Genomic DNA, 15955 nt, shown 5'->3' with positions numbered 1-15955 from the left:
GCCTATTCCCGCAGAAGCTCCGGGAGCTCATCTACAAACACGGTCTGAGGCGGCTCGTAGTAGATCACCAGCACCTTGTCACCCACAGGAAAGGTGCTGGTCTTGTCGAAGGGGTACGCGAAGAATGCGCTGGTGCCGCCATGGAAAGGGAGCATTACCTCGCCGATGGTGCCTGGCGCGATGGTGCCAGTCACCCTGCCGATCTTGCCGGTGAGGCTCCGGTCAACCTCTTTATGCATCGGGTTCCTTGGGCGGGGAAGGCGGCTGCTTTACCGGGGTTTGGCGCCGGGATGCGACAGGTGCTTCCTTCCCCCGTAACGCCGAAGCCAGGGACGGCAGGAAACTCCCCACCTGGGACAAGATTCCGCCCACCATGCTGTTCAGTCCCTCGCCGCCGTTGAGCACGGTCAGCTGCCCTATTCGTGAGAACGGCTCTGCTGCTGCCGAAACAATAGCGGGCATGTTCTCTGCGATCTGCTGCGAGATGACTGCATCCTGATTCGTCTCCAACGCTTCGCCGCGGGCCTTGATGCCTTCAGCTTCAGCCAACGCCTTGGCCTTCACTGCAGAGGCGGCCGCATTGCCGCGGGCCGTCGTCGCAGCGGCCTCAGCCTCACCGGTCACTCTTGTCGCTCCCGCCATGGCTGCGGCAGCACCGGCAGCCGCTTGGGCCTCCAGTTCCACCCGCCGCGCGTTGGCCTGCGCTTCGAGCTCGGTCCTTTTCGCCAGGGCCTCGGCGGCACTGATATCTGCCGCTTTCTTGGCCTCGGCGTCGGTGCGCTGTGCGTAGGCCCGGGCATCGGCTGGCTTGCGGATGGTGGTCTGCAGCTTCTGCTCTTCACGGTCAGCTTCGAGCTTGGCAACCTCTGTCTCCTGAACCACAACCTGTTGGCGGGCTGTGGCCTCGGCCAGCGGCCCTGCCTGCGCGGCCTGGGCCCGGGCTTGCTCGGCATTTGCTTGTGCTGCTGATTGCTTGATGGCGGACAGGCTTTGCGCGTCCGCGATCAACGCCGCGGCTTCCGCTTCCTTCTCCGCGGCTTCCCGGTTGCGGGTAGCCTCTGCGATGCGGGCCTCCATTTTGACCTGCGCAATGTGAGGCTTGGCAAGGTTCTGGATGTAACCTGTGGGGTCCTGCAGGTCCTTGATCTGGAGGGAATCGACCACCAGGCCGAGCTTCTCCATTTCCACTCCACTGGCACTGCGGACGAGCGAGGCAAGCTTGTCCCGCTCGCGGATGATCTCCTCTACGGTCATGCTGCCGATGATCGAACGCAAGTGCCCTTCAAACACGTTGTAGACCTGGCTTTCCATCTTCGGCTGCTGACCAAGGAACCTCCGGGCCGCGTTGGCGATGAAGGGGGGAGCGTCTCCGATCTTGTAGATCACCACGCCATCAACCACCACCTGGATGCCCTGTGAGGTCACGCAGGAGACTTTCAGTTCGGTCTCGTTCAGCGTTAGGGCCAGGGGACGAACCGTCTGAAGCCCCGGGATCACCAGGGCGCCCTTGCCAGTGACGATCTTGAAGTCCATGCCGTCAGTATTTTCCAGTGTTCCCCGGGTGAGCCCCGAAATGATGAGCGCCTCGTTCGGTTCGGCCACCTTCCACATGGCTTTGGTGGCAAGCCAAATGAAACCGATCACCAGAATTACGCCAAGAATCACTGCGATCAGAGGAAAGAATGCCGAGAGGTCGTCCATTGACCTTGTCCCTTCAAACGGTGTGAGCACCGCACTTTGCTTGACCCCCCATAGGCCAAATGGTTGCTCGTGTACACAGTTTCGTTCTGCCAGAGACAGGAAGTCCAGCACATTTGTGCGTCATTTGTGCGGGCATTTTGGCGTGCTCGTGAGGGGTGGGGTCTCGACCGAAAGACGGCCCAAAGAGTTGAGGGCTGACCCCTAGGCGCAAAAGAAGGCTGGTGCAGCCTGGGAAAAATCCTAAGGCGGCTGCACCAGCTGCTAGTACGACTTTCTGTTAGAAGTTGTGACACCTGTCCATTGGCCGCTCCTAGTTCCCGGCTTCGATTATTTCCGGGCCTTCAACACCAGTTGGGGGCGCTCGCTGCCCCGGGAGAACACCTCCCATCTTACGGCGGCCCACAGGAAAAAGCGCTGGAATTCGCGGTATTTCAGGGGCGCCTGACGAGGTACGAGAGCTCGTCGTGGCACGATGGATCACGATGAAACTGCGCGCTGATCAGACCGGAAACCGTGGCCTCCCTATGCCCCTTTGGCTGCAGGGTGGTTTGGAAGCGGCCCAGGCGGCGTTCATTTCCGCCATCGTGGTGGTGCTTCCGCTGGTTGGGGTGTGGGCGACCGACGGTTTCCAGGACCGGAATATCGAATCCTTGGCACGGCTCGGCGGCCAGGCATGGTTGCTGATCCATGGCGTTCCGTTGGAACTCGCCCACGTGAACATCGGCACCGCCGCCCATCCGGGATCAGGGCTCCTTTCCTTGATTCCCCTGGGCCTTACCCTCATCCCGTTCCTGTTGGCGTGGCGGGCAGGCCGGCGCTTGGCCCGCGCCTCCTACACCGACCAGCTGTGGCAGGCCTTCTTCGGAGCTTTCCTTGTTTACGCGGCCTTTGGCGCCGCCACCGGATTCGTGTGCCGCACTACTGAGGTCGTCATCAACCTGTGGTTGGCCATGGCTATCCCGCTCATTTCATTTGGTTTGGGCATGATCGTTGGCGCCCGACGCGAGGCGGGCTCGTGGAGCCGGCTGATCGGCGTCGACGCCGTTGCCTGGCTCGCTAAAACCAGCCAGCATTCACGGTGGGCCGGTTCGTATGTCGGCTCTGCGCTGAAGGCCGGCTTCGTGGCAGCCATGGCCGCCGTGTGCCTGTCGGCTGTGCTGCTGGCCGTCACCATCGTGTGGCACTGGACCGACATCATCGCGGTGTATGAAGGCCTGAAGGCCGGGGCTTTGGGTGGCGCCGTGCTCACCATTGCCCAACTCGGCTTCCTGCCGAACCTGGTGATCTTCGCTTTGGCGTGGTCCTCGGGGGCGGGTTTCTCGCTCGGCATCGGCTCCACAGCTGGTCCTCTGGGCACGGCAGTCGGACCGCTTCCCGCCGTCCCCATCCTTGGCAGCCTGCCCGCTGGCCAGCTCGATTTCGGAGCCATGGCACTGGCTTTGCCCGTTGTGGCAGGAGTCCTGGCCGGTTGGTGGTTCCTGCGCGAAGGCGAAAACCATTTTGACGAGTGGCTCTCCATCAAGATCAAGGCCCGCTGGTTCACGGCCACTGTTTCGACTCTCTTCCTCGGAGCCTTCGTCGGCGCCGTCGCGGGCCTGCTCGGTGGGGCTCTGGCCTGGATCGCGCGTGGTTCCGCCGGCATTGGGCGGCTCACGGAAATTGGACCCCACCCGTTGTGGACGGCAGTCTGGCTGGCCGCGGAAGTGGGGATCGGCGTCGTAATTGGCTACGCAGTGGGGCCGTGGCTGGAACGCAGCCAGAAGCTGCGCGAGGCGAACCTGGAAGAAAACGCGTACGACGACGAGCACGCCTGAGCGGTCAGCTGAAGTAGCGTCGGGCTACCTGAGCGACCCCGGCATGGACTTCTCGAGCTGCATCAGGCACTGCGTCTTGGCCGACTCCGTGAGTGCTGAGCGGGCGCAATCCTGGTAGGTGCTGACCTGCCGGAAGAAGAGGGCTGACGTCAGAACCAGCAGGCACATGATGGCGGTCACCACCAACCCCGAGATCGTGCCGAACAGAATCAGGCGGGGGTGCTTGTACTTGATGGTCCGCACCAGCACCACGATGCCCAGCACCAACGCCGCGACCGTCAGGATCCCGCTCAACCACACGTAGTTCACGTTCAGGGAGAACACGAAGAACGCTCCCACCGCCGAAAAAAGGAAGGCGCGGAACAGGATCTGGGTCACACCGAGGGCGGACTTTTCAGCCTCGGAGCGAGGTTGCTGGCTCGGCGCGGAACCGACGTCGGGATTCATGTTTTCCAGCCTACGCGAGCCGCCCATAAGCTAGTGCAATGCGCATTGTTGTCCTCGTCTCCGGTACCGGTTCCAATCTTCAGGCAGTCATCGACGCCGTGAAGTCGGGTGAGCTGGATGTCGAGATTGCCGCTGTTGGCGCCGATCGTCCCGACACCTACGGCGTGGAGCGCTCTGACGAGGCCGGCATCGAGACGTTCGTGGTCAACTTCAACTCCTTCGAAACCCGCGCCGAGTGGGATGCTGCCCTGCGCGACAAGGTGCTCTCCTACAACCCGGATGTCGTGGTTTCTTCCGGCTTCATGAGGATCGTGAGTGCCGACTTCATCGATGCCTTCGGCGGCAAGTACGTCAACACACACCCGGCCCTGCTGCCCTCGTTCCCCGGAGCACACGGAGTCCGCGACGCCATGGCCTACGGCGTGAAGGTCACCGGCTGCACGGTTCACTGGGCCGACGCCGGCGTGGACACGGGGCCCATCATTGCCCAGGAAGCCGTCACTGTGCTTCCCGAGGACACCGAGGAAAGCCTGCACGAGCGCATCAAGGTAGTGGAGCGCCGCCTGCTGGTCCAGACCCTGGCCGACCTCGCCGCCGCCCCCCGCGTACCCAACTAGGGGACAGCAAACGTTCCACTGACGCTTCATTGGGCCCGGATCTGTCCCCTGGTTTTACATTCGTGCTGCTGGCCTGTGGATAACCGAACGGGCGCCCGCTGATTTTGCCAGCATGGGTCCATGAAGATCCCACGGCCACTGCCGACCACCCTGGCCTCCAAACCGTTCACCAGACAGGAAGCGCTCGACGCCGGTGTATCGGTTGGGCGGCTCCGTTACCGGGACCTTGACTCACCGAGCCGGCAGATCCGCATGCCTCGAACAGTCACGGAACCGGATCTTGCTGAACGTGCCCGGCCTCTGACACTGGTGACACCGTTTTCCGCCGCGTCGCATGCAACCGCTTTCCTGCTCTGGGAGTTCCCCGGGTTCTTGCCCGGGAGCAACCTACCGGGCATCCACATCTCGCGGCCCGACACAATGGGAAGACCGCGAAGGAGGGGCGTCATCGCACACAAGGGACAGTTCTTCGAGGACGAGATCACCATGCTCAACGGCCTGTACATCACCAGCCGCGCGCGAACCTGGTTGGATTGCGCGCGGAAGATGGACATCGATGAGATCACCGTCGTGGCGGATCACTTGCTCCGAATCCCCAGGCCTGAGTTTGAGAACCGTACAGAGCCATATTGCACGCTTGCCGAGCTTGAGGAGATGCTGGACCGCCATTGGGGAACACCCGGAATCCGAAAGGCGCGCTTGGCTCTGGAGCAGGCCCGCGTTGGTGCCGACTCGGCCCCGGAAACGCGACTGAGGCTGGCACTCGAGCGGGCTGGGCTGCCCACGCCGGAAGTCAACGTGCGCACCGAACTTGGTTCCGGCGTCGTGCGTCAACCTGACCTGGGGTACCTGGAGTGGCGCGTCGCAGTCGACTACGAAGGTGAGGGTCACTCCGAGCCCGGGCAAATCGTGCGGGACATCCAAAAGGAGGAAGACTTCACCCGGGCTGGGTGGATCCTTGTCCGCATCGCAAAGCGCCACATGTCCACGGACGCAGTCACTGCCGTACGCAAGGTCAGCCGGGCGCTTGAGCAGCGCGGCTGGTCACCCAAGTAGGGGACAGCAAACGTTCCTCTGAGCAGTCAGTGGAACGTTTGCTGTCCCCTAGTTGGGCTACGAGAGTTCGCGCTGCTTCGTTTCCGGGGCGAAGAAGGCCATCCACAGCACGGACAACAGCACGAGCCCACCTGCCAGGGCAAAGGACGTCGCCAGCCCGAACTCCGGCCAGAAGAACGAGGCAAACACCAGCGGCCCAAATCCCGCGCCAATGCGGGAGAACGTCGACGCCCACCCGAAGCCCGAACCACGGAGCTCGGTCGGATAGAGCTCGGAAACGTAGGCGTACAGGACGGGGATGGCCACCTGCACCACGAAGCCGAACGTCAGAAGCCAGAACACGGCCGCGGAAGGCACATCAACCACCAGGGCCACGATCACCAGCGTCGCCGCGGACAACGGACCGGTGATGGCCAGAATCCACTTGCGTCCCACGCGCTCCACCAGGACCGCTGCGACTACCACGCCCAAAAGGCCGACGGCGGCCATTCCCGCCGTCGTGACGAACGCCTTGTACTCCTCGAACCCTGCACCAATGAGAATGCGCGGCATCCAGGTAAGGGACAGGTAGTAGACCAGGAGCACGGAGAAGAAGAGTGCCCAGGCGGCTGTGGTGATCTTCCAGTTGAACGTCCAGATGTTGCGGAGCTGGGCCCAAGCACTGCCGGGGGACAGGCGCGGAGCAGCCTGCGGATCGGGGAGACTGTAGGCGCGCGGAGAGGCCCCGGTCGCTTCAACCAGGCCGTCAATCACGGCGGCAGCCTCGGCCCGGCGACCCGCCCGGATCAGGAACAACGGAGACTCAGGCACTGAACGCCGGACCCAGAACACCAGGAGCGCCGGAACCACCATGACCAGCATGGTGAGCCGCCAATCCCCGTACAAAGCCACGAGCCCAGCCGAAACAAAGCCGCACAAAGCAGCACCCACGGGCCACCACCCATCCATGGCCGTCAGCACTTTGCCGCGTTGCTTACGGGGCGTGAACTCACCCACCAGGGCGTAATCCACGGGAATGCACCCGCCCAGCCCGAAACCGGCCATGAAGCGGAAGATGCAGAACCACACGATGTCCGGCGAGAACGCACCCAGGACCGTGAAAATGCTGAAAATCAGGAGGGTGGCGGTGAAGGCCTTCTTACGCCCGATGGTGTCCGCGATGGTGCCCCACGCGAACGCGCCCACAGCCATGCCGATGAGGTTTGCCGTCCCGATCCACGCTGCGTCAGCCGGCTGCAGCGACCAGTGTTTGGACAGCAGCGGGATGAGGATGCCGTTCAGCGTGACATCCCAGGCATCGAACATGAACCCGAGCCCGCCGATCAGGAAAATCCTTCCCTGGACCTTCCACCGCCACGGCAGTTCCTGCACTACTTGCTCGCCGCTGGGTACGGCAGTGTATGTATTCATTGGGCCTCCTGCATGCAACTTTATGCGCTGCGGGGCAACGTTACTTCTGGTTCTCGATGGCCCTACGCAGGAAACCGCCGGCTTCTTCGAGCGACCCCTTGGCCTGAGCGGCGTCGATACCCGTGAGCACCACCAAAATAGCCGCCTTCACCGATCCGCCCACCGAGTCCAGCGCCGCAGCGGCTTCCTCGGCGGAGACACCAGTTGCATGCTGCACGGTGCGCTGGGAGCGGGCCAACAGTTTCTCGTTGGTTGCCCGCAGATCCACCATGAGGTTGCCGTAGGTTTTGCCCAGTTTCACCATCACCAGCGTGCTGATCATGTTGAGGACAAGTTTCTGCGCAGTCCCCGAATTCAGCCTGGTTGAGCCTGCAATGAACTCCGGGCCCACCACCACCTCGATCGCCACATCCGCCAGATGGCTCACGGCCGAGCCCTTATTGCACGCCAGCGACGCCGTAAACGCGCCCTTCTTCCGTGCTTCCTCCAGCGCGCCGATCACGTATGGCGTCCTCCCGGAGGCGGTGATACCCACGACGGCGTCCGCTTCCGTCACGTTGATATCGTGCAGGTCCCGCGCACCGGCGGTTGCGTTGTCCTCGGCATACTCAACGGGCTTCTGGATGGCTTGGGTGCCGCCCGCGATGAGTCCGACGACGAGTCCCGGCGGCGTGCCGAAGGTCGGCGGGCACTCGCTCGCGTCGAGCACACCCAGACGCCCGGCCGTCCCGGCTCCCACGTACAAAAGGCGGCCCCCGCGCTGAAGTCGCTCCGCAACGGCGTCGACGGTTGTCACGATGGCGTCGCTGGCCGCTTCAACGGCCGCGTGAACTCCTGCACTGTGGGCAAGCATGGCGGAAACAAGTTCCTCGGTGCCCAGGATGTCCAGGTCCTTGAGGTTCTCGGCCGCGGCTTCGGTCTGCAGCCCGGCAAGCTCCGTACGGAGGTCCGCGAGTTTGTCCGCGTCAGTCCGGCCAGTTTGTTCCGTCACGGTGGATGTACCTTTCCTGGATGAGCCCGCGGCGCGTCGCAGCGAGGGCAGCGCCGTCCAAGCCATCGCCGAGCGGGGCCACCACCTCAATCCCAGCCGAAGCCAGGGACTTCCGCAAGAGCTCGGCGAAGAACTCTGAACTGACCACGCCTCCCAGCAGCGCAACGCGCGGCGAGGCGTCTTCGCCGCCGGATGCGAGCTGGACCGTGCGGGTCAGGATGCGGCATGCCTGCCCGATGATCTCATGCGCGACGGCGTCACCCGCCTCCGCTGCGTGCAGAACCAACGGGGCGAACCGGGCCATCGCCCTGTACGGGTTTTCCTGTTCCGCCAGCCATCCCGGCAGCTGCTCCGGTGACTCCACCAGAGCCCCGGCCGCAGCCGACAACGACGTGGAGGGGCCGCCGTCGTGCGCTTCAAGAACTGCCTGCAAACCACGTTGGCCGATCCACCGCCCGCTGCCTTGATCGCCAAGGTAGGGTCCCCAACCGTCGGCACGGTGCAGGATGCCGGCCTGGTCAAAACGGAACGCGACGGCGCCTGTTCCCACTATCAACGTAGTTCCGGGCGCGCCTTGGAGAGCACCGAGCTGCGCGGCCGTGGCATCGGAGAGGACAGCCGCTGGGACACCGAACCTCTGAGAGAGCATCGTGGCAAGCTCGCGGGACTTTTCAGCTGATGCTTCCACGCCAGCAACGGCAGCACCGATTCCCGTCAGGGTGCTGACCGGGAGCCCGGGCGGGAACAGGCTGACCGTCTCAAGGAGGAGATCGAACGCTTGGGTGGGCCCGTTGTCCACGTGTACCCCGGCGAAGCCGTGTTGGTTGGCGGCGCCCAGTAGCTCGTCACCGCGGCGCAGTTCCACGCGGCAGCGGCTTTTTCCTACATCGGCGACAAGAATGACCTCATTGGGGGATTCCATGGCTCAACCCTATGTTGCGGGGCCTGGTCTGCGTGCTTAGGCGTGGGCTAGCAGCGCAAAGCGGGCCTCACAAAGGGCAGCCCTCTCGTTGCGAGGCCCGCTCTACGTCCTATTCGTCCGCAATGAAACGCAGACCGGGCCTCGCAACGTCTGTGGAGGAGAAGTCCCAGCACCTCATTGGTGCGATTTCTGTGGATAACTGAATGCGGACCATCGTTTCCCGCGAGCATTGTTCAATGCGGAAACCTAAACCTTTGCCGATAAACGTTGACCCTCGGGGCTTCCTCGTCGCTGAGGCCTACGCCGCTGGTGTGCCTCGTTGGCGGCTCCAAGCCAATGAGCTTGTGACCCCCAGTCGTGGCATTCGACTGGCAAAAGCGGGGGAACGCGATCTTGCCATGCTGGCTCGGCTGCATACGGCTGTCACTCCGAGATGCGCAGTCAGCCACATCACGGCAGCTCTCCTATGGTCAATCCCGCTTCCGATGTACCTGGAAGACGAGGGGGCAACCGGGCCGATCCACGTCACTCGCCGGCACGAGATCGGTCGAGTGAAGCGTCGCGGCGTGGTCGGACATCGGGCGCCGCTCCTGGCTAGGGATGTTCGGGTGGTGAATGGAGTCCAACTCACCTCGCCCGAATGGACTTGGGTCGACCTGGCACGGCATCTTGGGAGGTCATCGCTCGTAGCGGCCGGGGACGCGCTGCTTAAGCGTAAGGAACCGCTCACCTCAATTGAAGCCATTCAAGAAGTCATTGACCGCCGCCCAAAGGTTAAAGGCATTCAGATGGCGCGGGCTATCCTTCCTTTGCTACGAGCCGGTGTCGACTCGCCCCGGGAGTCACGTTTGCGTCTAATGATTCTCGACGCCGGTTTCCCGGAACCTGCCGTAACGCGGCCAGTCTTCGATGATCACGGAAATTACATTTCGACTCCTGACCTGCAATACAAGGAGTACAAGATCGCCCTCGAATACGAAGGCGATCACCACCGATCAGACCCAATCCAATGGGGCAAGGACATTGAACGCGACGACCGGCTGCGGGCGTTGGGCTGGACCGTGCTCCGATTCTCAGACGTCCAGATGAAGGGCGGCTGGGGCCATGCCGAAAAGAAGATCCAGGACGCTTTGCTGTCGCGTGGGTGGCGGCGCCTGCCTTCGTAAGTCGGTGGCTTGCGCAGAGTGGGCCTCGCATGAGTGGGGGTGGATTTGTGGGGCCTGGTCTGCGTGCCTTACCGAAGTGGTGGAGCGCAGAGTGGGCCTCGCAAGGGTGGGGTTGGATTTGCGGGCCTGCTTTGCGTGCCTTACCGAAGTGGTGGAGCGCAAAGTGGGCCTCGCAAGGGTGGGGGTGGATTTGCGGGGCCTGGTCTGCGTGCCATACCGAAGTGGTGGAACGCAGAGCGGGCCTCGCAACGCAGGGGCAGCGACGCAAATCCAGCCGCGCAGCGAAACACGATAAACTCTCCGTATCCCACCCCTACGCGACACCACCCGCGACATCTACGCGAACTAAGACGGAGACTTTTGTGAGCTTGACGCAGCTTGACCGTGTTCCCATCCGCCGTGCACTGATCTCGGTTTACGACAAGACGGGACTGGAGGAGCTCGCGAAGGGCCTGCACGCAGCCGGCGTTGCCATCGTCTCCACCGGCTCCACCGCCAAGAAGATCGCCGCCGCAGGCATCCCGGTCAAGGAAGTCGAAGAAGTCACCGGCTCCCCGGAAATGCTCGATGGCCGCGTCAAGACCCTGCACCCGCGCGTGCACGGCGGCATCCTCGCCGACCGTCGCGTCCCGGCCCACATGGAAACGCTGGCCGGCATGGAGATCGAAACGTTCGATCTCGTGGTGGTGAACCTCTACCCCTTCGTGGAAACCGTCAAGTCCGGCGCTGCCCAGGACGAGGTCGTCGAGCAGATCGACATCGGAGGCCCGGCCATGGTGCGCTCCGCCGCGAAGAACCACGCCTCCGTCGCCATTGTCACGGACCCCAACTTCTACGGTGCTGTTGTCGACGCCGCAGCCCATGGCGGCTTTGACCTGAACACCCGTCGTCGCCTGGCTGCGAAGGCCTTCGCCCACACCGCCAGCTACGACAACGCCGTGGCAAGCTGGACCGCCAGCCAGTTCCTGGACGAGGACGGCGACGGCGTCATCGACTGGCCCGCCTACGCAGGGCTTGCCCTGGAGCGCTCCGAGGTCCTCCGCTACGGCGAAAACCCGCACCAGCAGGCCGCGCTCTACGTGGACAAGGCAGCTCCGGCCGGCATCGCCCAGGCCGACCAGCTCCACGGCAAGGCCATGAGCTACAACAACTTCGTCGACGCCGATGCCGCCCTCCGCGCGGCCTTCGACTTCGCTGAGCCCGCCGTCGCGATCATCAAGCACGCCAACCCGTGCGGCGTTGCTGTCGGCTCGGCTGACGCTGCCGACCCGATCGCCGACGCCCACGCCAAGGCCCACGCGTGCGACCCCGTGTCCGCGTTCGGTGGCGTCATCGCGGCGAACCGCACCGTTACCGCAGGCATGGCCCGCACGGTGGCCGACATCTTCACCGAGGTTGTCATCGCCCCGGACTTCGAGCCGGAAGCCGTGGAAATCCTCTCCAAGAAGAAGAACATCCGCCTCCTCGCCCTGCCCGAAGGCTACGGTCGCTACCCCTCCGAGATGCGCCAGGTTTCCGGTGGCGTCCTGGTCCAGGTGAGCGACAAGGTGGACGCCGACGGCGACAACCCCGCCAACTGGACCCTCGCCGCCGGCGAAGCCGCTGACGAGAAGACCCTTGCCGACCTCGCCTTCGCCTGGACCGCCTGCCGCGCAGCGAAGTCCAACGCCATCCTCCTCGCCGACAACGGCGCGGCAGTGGGCATCGGCATGGGCCAGGTCAACCGCCTCGACTCCTGCAAGCTGGCCGTCGAGCGCGCCAACACGCTGGGCGTCCAGGTGGAGTCCGACGTCGACGGTGCCGGCGGTGCCTCCAACGCCAGTGGTGCCAACGCACCTGAGCGTGCACGCGGTGCGGTCGCAGCCTCGGATGCGTTCTTCCCGTTCGCTGACGGACTGCAGATCCTGATCGACGCCGGTGTCCGCGCCGTGGTCCAGCCCGGTGGCTCGGTCCGCGATGAGGAAGTCATTGCCGCAGCAAACGCTGCCGGGATCACGATGTACTTCACGGGCGCACGCCACTTCTTCCACTAACAGCAGCCCAACGCAACGGCGGCCGCCCCACAAGGGGACGGCCGCCGTCGTATTTAACAGGGACTTGCCAAAAAAGTTACGAAGCCGAGGCGGTGTTGTAGGTGGACTGGATCACGGTGCCCCAGTAAGGGCCGTACATGGTGGTGGAGTTGCTGCCATAGCCGTAGGAGTTGACCGAGTTCTGGTAGCCCGTGGAGCTGTTGCCGATGAACCACGGACCGCCCGAGGAGCCACCGGTCATGTTGCAGGGGATGCCTTGAGTGGCGAACTGCGGGTTGTAGGGATCGTTGGTGGCGGTGCCGGAGCAGCTCTTCAGCGATTCGCCGTTGAAGGGTGAGGCTGCCGGGTAGCCGAAGGACTTGTAGCTCAGGCCGCGGGCGGCATTGAACTGGACACCGGAGGAGCCCACGACGTCGGCGAGCTTCTGGCCGTTGAGGGTGTTCATGACGGCGAAGGCGGTGTCGTACTGCATGTTGCCGTTGGAGGCCCACTGGCTGGGGGAGTACAGCGCCTTTGCCGTCCACTTCCCGTACGGTGCTGCGCCGTTGAGGTAGGCGGGCACGAAGACGAAGTTGGTTGCGTAAGCGCCCGGGCCTTCATTGACGCAGTGGCCGGCGGTGGACACTGTGCTCTTGTTGGCCGCCGTCACGGAGTTGCCGGAGCAGACGTAGTTGGAGCCGCCCAAGGTGAAGAAGATCTTGCCGATGTGCTTGACCGGGGTTTCGCTTTGGTTGACCTTGCGGTCGATGCTGGTGGAGTCAGTGGCCGCGGGCTGGCCGGCGATGCTGCTGATGGCGCCCGGGGCTTCAGTGACCGGGGCTTTGCCGGGGTTGAGCAACCGGCCGCGTTCGAGGGCCTTGGCGCCGAGGATGTCGCCGGACTTGGCATTCTTCATCCGCTCCGGCGTCCAGTAATCTGCAGCGCCGGCGTCGGACACTGCATGGCTGCTGACCGACGCGCCGCCGGAGTCTGCAACCGGTGCTGCGTTGGCGCTGGTGGTTCCAACCAGCGCCAGGATTGCGGCAGCGGACAGACTCAGCAGGCTTGTGGCCAGGGTCTTGGTTTTTGTCACGTTGTTCCTACCTATCGAGGGAGTGAGGCGGCCAGTGATGGCGACCGCCGACTGACGGAATCGAAGCTACCGGTCGTGTGACAAGTTTGTAAAGAGATGTTTCAGAGTTTGTGATAATTTACTGTCACTTGCTTGTCATGCTGACGGAATACGTGGACGACGCCGGCAGGCGGCGGCGGTGGGCGGGTCGCCGTCGGGCGTTAATCACCGGAACCGGGTAACGAACACGTGATCCCGGACACGAAGAACCGCCAAAACGGTCTACTCGGGTAAGTTAGGAGTGTTGAAATATGCAGACTTTCAGGGAGAACCCCGCCAATGGCCAAGATTATCTATACCCACACAGACGAAGCGCCGATGCTGGCAACCTACTCATTCCTGCCGATCGTGGAAGCCTACGCCTCCACCGCAGGAGTAGAGGTTGAGACCCGTGATATCTCATTGGCGGGCCGCATCATTGCCGTCTTCGGCGACTTCCTGACTGAAGAGCAGCGCACGGGCAACGCCCTTGCCGAGCTTGGCGAACTGGCAAAGCAGCCCGAAGCCAACATCATCAAGCTGCCCAACATCAGCGCCTCCGTTCCGCAGCTCAAAGCCGCCATCGCTGAACTCCAGGCCCAGGGCTTCGCCCTCCCGGACTACCCGGACAACCCCTCCTCGGACACCGAGACGGACATCCGCTCGCGCTACGACAAGATCAAGGGTTCCGCTGTAAACCCTGTTCTCCGCGAAGGCAACTCCGACCGCCGTGCACCCCTGTCGGTCAAGAACTACGCCCGTCAGAACCCGCACTCCATGGGTGCCTGGACCGCTGACTCCAAGACCAACGTTGCCACCATGGGCCAGAACGACTTCCGCTCCAACGAGAAGTCCGTTGTCGTCGAAGCCGACGACGCCCTGAGCATCCAGCTGGTCCGTGAAGACGGCACCACCAAGGTCCTCAAGAAGGACTTCCCTGTCCTCGCCGGCGAGGTTGTTGACGCCACCGTCCTGCGCGCTGACGCGTTGGACGAGTTCCTCAAGGCCCAGGTTGCCCGCGCCAAGGAAGAAGGCATCCTCTTCTCCGCGCACCTGAAGGCCACCATGATGAAGGTTTCGGACCCCATCATCTTCGGCCACGTCGTCAAGGCCTACTTCTCCGAGCTGTTCGACACCTACGGCAAGCAGCTCGCAGCCGCCGGCATCAGCCCGAACAACGGCCTCGCAGCCATCCTCAGCGGACTGGAAGACCTCCCTGAGGACGTCCGCGAAGGCGTCAAGGCAGCCATCTCCAAGGGCCTCGAAGACGGCCCGGCACTGGCCATGGTCGATTCCGACAAGGGCATCACCAGCCTCCACGTTCCCTCGGACATCATTGTTGACGCTTCCATGCCGGCAATGATCCGTTCCTCCGGCCACATGTGGGGCCCGGACGGCAAGGAAGCCGACACCCTGGCAGTCATCCCGGACAGCTCCTACGCCGGCGTGTACCAGGTTGTACTGGACGACTGCCGTGCCAACGGTGCGTTCGATCCCACCACCATGGGCACCGTCCCCAACGTGGGCCTCATGGCACAGGCGGCCGAAGAATACGGCAGCCACGACAAGACCTTCGAAATCCAGGCAGCAGGCACCGTCCAGCTCGTGGACAGCAAGGGCAACGTCCTCACCGAACACCAGGTCTTCCCCGGTGACATCTGGCGCGCCTGCCAGACCAAGGACATCCCGGTCCGCGACTGGGTGAAGCTGGCCGTGACCCGTGCTCGCGCTTCCCAGACCCCGGCCGTGTTCTGGCTGGACGAGGGCCGTGCACACGACGCCAACCTCATCGCAAAGGTCAACGAATACCTCAAGGACCACGACACCGAGGGCCTCGAGATCAAGATCCTCTCCCCGGTCGAGGCCACGGCCTTCACCCTGGAGCGCATCCGCAAGGGCCAGGACACCATCTCCGTCACGGGCAACGTGCTCCGCGACTACCTCACGGACCTGTTCCCGATCCTCGAGCTCGGCACCAGCGCCAAGATGCTCTCCATCGTTCCGCTGATCAACGGCGGTGGCCTGTTCGAGACCGGTGCCGGTGGATCTGCTCCCAAGCACGTCCAGCAGCTGGTCAAGGAAAACCACCTCCGCTGGGACAGCCTGGGCGAGTTCCTGGCTCTGGCAGTGAGCTTCGAACACCTGGCCACCACCACGGGCAACGCCCGCGCACAGGTTCTTGCCGACACGCTGGATCGCGCCACCGGCACGTTCCTGCTGGAAAACAAGTCCCCGCGCCGCAGCGTCGGCGAGCTGGACAACCGTGGAAGCCACTTCTACCTGGCCACGTACTGGGCCCAGGAGCTGGCCAAGCAGTCCTCCGACGCGGAGCTGGCAGCAGCCTTCGCACCGATCGCGGACGCCCTGACCTCCAACGAAGAGGCAATCGTCGGCGAGCTTGCCGCAGTCCAGGGCTCCGGCGTCGAACTGGGTGGTTACTACCGTCCGGATGCCGCCAAGGCCGCTGAGATCATGCGCCCGTCGGCTACGTTCAACAAGGTGCTCTCCACCCTGAAGTAGTCCTTGCAAAAAGACCCCGCGGGCATCAAGCCCGCGGGGTCTTTTTGCGTCCCGCCCTTGGAGTTTCTGTACAGATAACGCCCTTAAACGCCCGGCGGTTTCAGGTGGCCAGTGCAACGCCCTGTAGTTGGAGGGTGTCATGGTGAAGAAGAAGTTGCCGTGGTCAGTTCGTGCGTGTGCGTATCGCC

13 protein-coding genes are annotated in these 15955 nt (G+C 63.5%); 6 read left to right on the top strand and 7 right to left on the bottom strand.

Features of this window, described 5'->3' with window-relative positions; all coding sequences use genetic code 11:
* Window positions 1-2: 2 nt before the first annotated feature.
* Window positions 3-239, bottom strand: a complete 237-nt coding sequence (locus ACFVSI_RS20240) for a hypothetical protein (RefSeq protein WP_387827706.1) — start codon at window positions 237-239, stop codon at window positions 3-5.
* The gene (locus tag ACFVSI_RS20235) at window positions 232-1701 is read right to left on the bottom strand and encodes a flotillin family protein (protein WP_387827703.1); all 1470 of its coding nucleotides are present in this window, start codon (window positions 1699-1701) and stop codon (window positions 232-234) included. Before ACFVSI_RS20235 ends, ACFVSI_RS20240 begins: the two co-directional genes overlap by 8 nt.
* A gap of 482 nt (window positions 1702-2183) precedes the next feature.
* Here ACFVSI_RS20235 and ACFVSI_RS20230 point away from each other — a divergent pair, with 482 nt between their 5' ends.
* Window positions 2184-3515: a DUF6350 family protein gene (locus ACFVSI_RS20230; RefSeq protein WP_387827700.1), complete on the top strand. Its 1332-nt coding sequence runs from the start codon at window positions 2184-2186 to the stop codon at window positions 3513-3515.
* Between the two features lie 24 nt (window positions 3516-3539).
* On the opposite strand, the gene ACFVSI_RS20225 is transcribed toward ACFVSI_RS20230, so the two are convergent.
* Entirely contained in the window at window positions 3540-3989 is a 450-nt protein-coding gene (locus ACFVSI_RS20225) for a hypothetical protein (protein ID WP_387827698.1), read from the bottom strand.
* Window positions 3990-4000: 11 nt separating this feature from the next.
* Here ACFVSI_RS20225 and purN point away from each other — a divergent pair, with 11 nt between their 5' ends.
* Together purN and ACFVSI_RS20215 are read left to right on the top strand one after the other, a co-directional pair.
* Window positions 4001-4579 carry a phosphoribosylglycinamide formyltransferase gene (purN, locus tag ACFVSI_RS20220; protein WP_387827695.1) on the top strand — a complete coding sequence of 193 codons (579 nt, stop codon included), beginning with the start codon at window positions 4001-4003 and terminating at the stop codon, window positions 4577-4579.
* Between the two features lie 120 nt (window positions 4580-4699).
* Complete coding sequence (locus tag ACFVSI_RS20215; RefSeq protein WP_387827693.1) at window positions 4700-5635, top strand: hypothetical protein; 936 nt, start codon at window positions 4700-4702, stop codon at window positions 5633-5635.
* 57 nt (window positions 5636-5692) lie between these two features.
* On the opposite strand, the gene ACFVSI_RS20210 is transcribed toward ACFVSI_RS20215, so the two are convergent.
* The 3 genes from ACFVSI_RS20210 to ACFVSI_RS20200 are packed head-to-tail and all read right to left on the bottom strand — an operon-like array spanning window position 5693 to window position 8958.
* Window positions 5693-7045, bottom strand: a complete 1353-nt coding sequence (locus tag ACFVSI_RS20210; protein ID WP_387827690.1) for an MFS transporter — start codon at window positions 7043-7045, stop codon at window positions 5693-5695.
* A 40-nt stretch (window positions 7046-7085) separates the two neighbouring features.
* Window positions 7086-8036 (bottom strand): N-acetylmuramic acid 6-phosphate etherase, encoded by a 951-nt coding sequence (gene murQ / locus ACFVSI_RS20205; RefSeq protein ID WP_387827687.1) that lies wholly within the window; start codon window positions 8034-8036, stop codon window positions 7086-7088.
* Window positions 8011-8958, bottom strand: coding sequence for an N-acetylglucosamine kinase (locus ACFVSI_RS20200; RefSeq protein ID WP_387827684.1), 948 nt, complete (start codon window positions 8956-8958; stop codon window positions 8011-8013). The genes murQ and ACFVSI_RS20200 overlap by 26 nt, the downstream gene beginning before the upstream one ends.
* Before the next feature lie 485 nt (window positions 8959-9443).
* Here ACFVSI_RS20200 and ACFVSI_RS20195 point away from each other — a divergent pair, with 485 nt between their 5' ends.
* Window positions 9444-10124: an endonuclease domain-containing protein gene (locus ACFVSI_RS20195; protein WP_387827681.1), complete on the top strand. Its 681-nt coding sequence runs from the start codon at window positions 9444-9446 to the stop codon at window positions 10122-10124.
* Between the two features lie 362 nt (window positions 10125-10486).
* Window positions 10487-12157, top strand: a complete 1671-nt coding sequence (purH, locus tag ACFVSI_RS20190) for a bifunctional phosphoribosylaminoimidazolecarboxamide formyltransferase/IMP cyclohydrolase (protein ID WP_387827678.1) — start codon at window positions 10487-10489, stop codon at window positions 12155-12157.
* Window positions 12158-12233: 76 nt separating this feature from the next.
* On the opposite strand, the gene ACFVSI_RS20185 is transcribed toward purH, so the two are convergent.
* Window positions 12234-13229 (bottom strand): trypsin-like serine peptidase, encoded by a 996-nt coding sequence (locus ACFVSI_RS20185; RefSeq protein ID WP_387827676.1) that lies wholly within the window; start codon window positions 13227-13229, stop codon window positions 12234-12236.
* A 318-nt stretch (window positions 13230-13547) separates the two neighbouring features.
* Between ACFVSI_RS20185 and ACFVSI_RS20180 the strand changes: the two genes are divergently transcribed.
* Window positions 13548-15767 carry an NADP-dependent isocitrate dehydrogenase gene (locus ACFVSI_RS20180; RefSeq protein ID WP_387827674.1) on the top strand — a complete coding sequence of 740 codons (2220 nt, stop codon included), beginning with the start codon at window positions 13548-13550 and terminating at the stop codon, window positions 15765-15767.
* The last annotated feature ends 188 nt before the right edge of the window (window positions 15768-15955 follow it).

This window comes from Paenarthrobacter sp. NPDC057981 (assembly GCF_042886835.1).
GTDB lineage: Bacteria > Actinomycetota > Actinomycetes > Actinomycetales > Micrococcaceae > Arthrobacter.
The sequence above is the reverse complement of the archived record's forward strand: the minus strand, read 5'-3'. Positions and strand labels throughout refer to the sequence as shown.

Excerpts from the sequence above, each read along its gene's own strand:
- ACFVSI_RS20215 (WP_387827693.1), top strand. The coding sequence starts at position 4,700 with ATGAAGATCCCACGGCCACTGCCGACCACCCTGGCCTCCAAACCGTTC.
- ACFVSI_RS20210 (WP_387827690.1), bottom strand. The coding sequence starts at position 7,045 with ATGAATACATACACTGCCGTACCCAGCGGCGAGCAAGTAGTGCAGGAA.
- purN (WP_387827695.1), top strand. The coding sequence starts at position 4,001 with ATGCGCATTGTTGTCCTCGTCTCCGGTACCGGTTCCAATCTTCAGGCA.
- ACFVSI_RS20180 (WP_387827674.1), top strand. The coding sequence starts at position 13,548 with ATGGCCAAGATTATCTATACCCACACAGACGAAGCGCCGATGCTGGCA.
- ACFVSI_RS20240 (WP_387827706.1), bottom strand. The coding sequence starts at position 239 with ATGCATAAAGAGGTTGACCGGAGCCTCACCGGCAAGATCGGCAGGGTG.
- ACFVSI_RS20230 (WP_387827700.1), top strand. The coding sequence starts at position 2,184 with ATGAAACTGCGCGCTGATCAGACCGGAAACCGTGGCCTCCCTATGCCC.
- ACFVSI_RS20235 (WP_387827703.1), bottom strand. The coding sequence starts at position 1,701 with ATGGACGACCTCTCGGCATTCTTTCCTCTGATCGCAGTGATTCTTGGC.
- ACFVSI_RS20195 (WP_387827681.1), top strand. The coding sequence starts at position 9,444 with ATGTACCTGGAAGACGAGGGGGCAACCGGGCCGATCCACGTCACTCGC.
- ACFVSI_RS20225 (WP_387827698.1), bottom strand. The coding sequence starts at position 3,989 with ATGGGCGGCTCGCGTAGGCTGGAAAACATGAATCCCGACGTCGGTTCC.
- ACFVSI_RS20200 (WP_387827684.1), bottom strand. The coding sequence starts at position 8,958 with ATGGAATCCCCCAATGAGGTCATTCTTGTCGCCGATGTAGGAAAAAGC.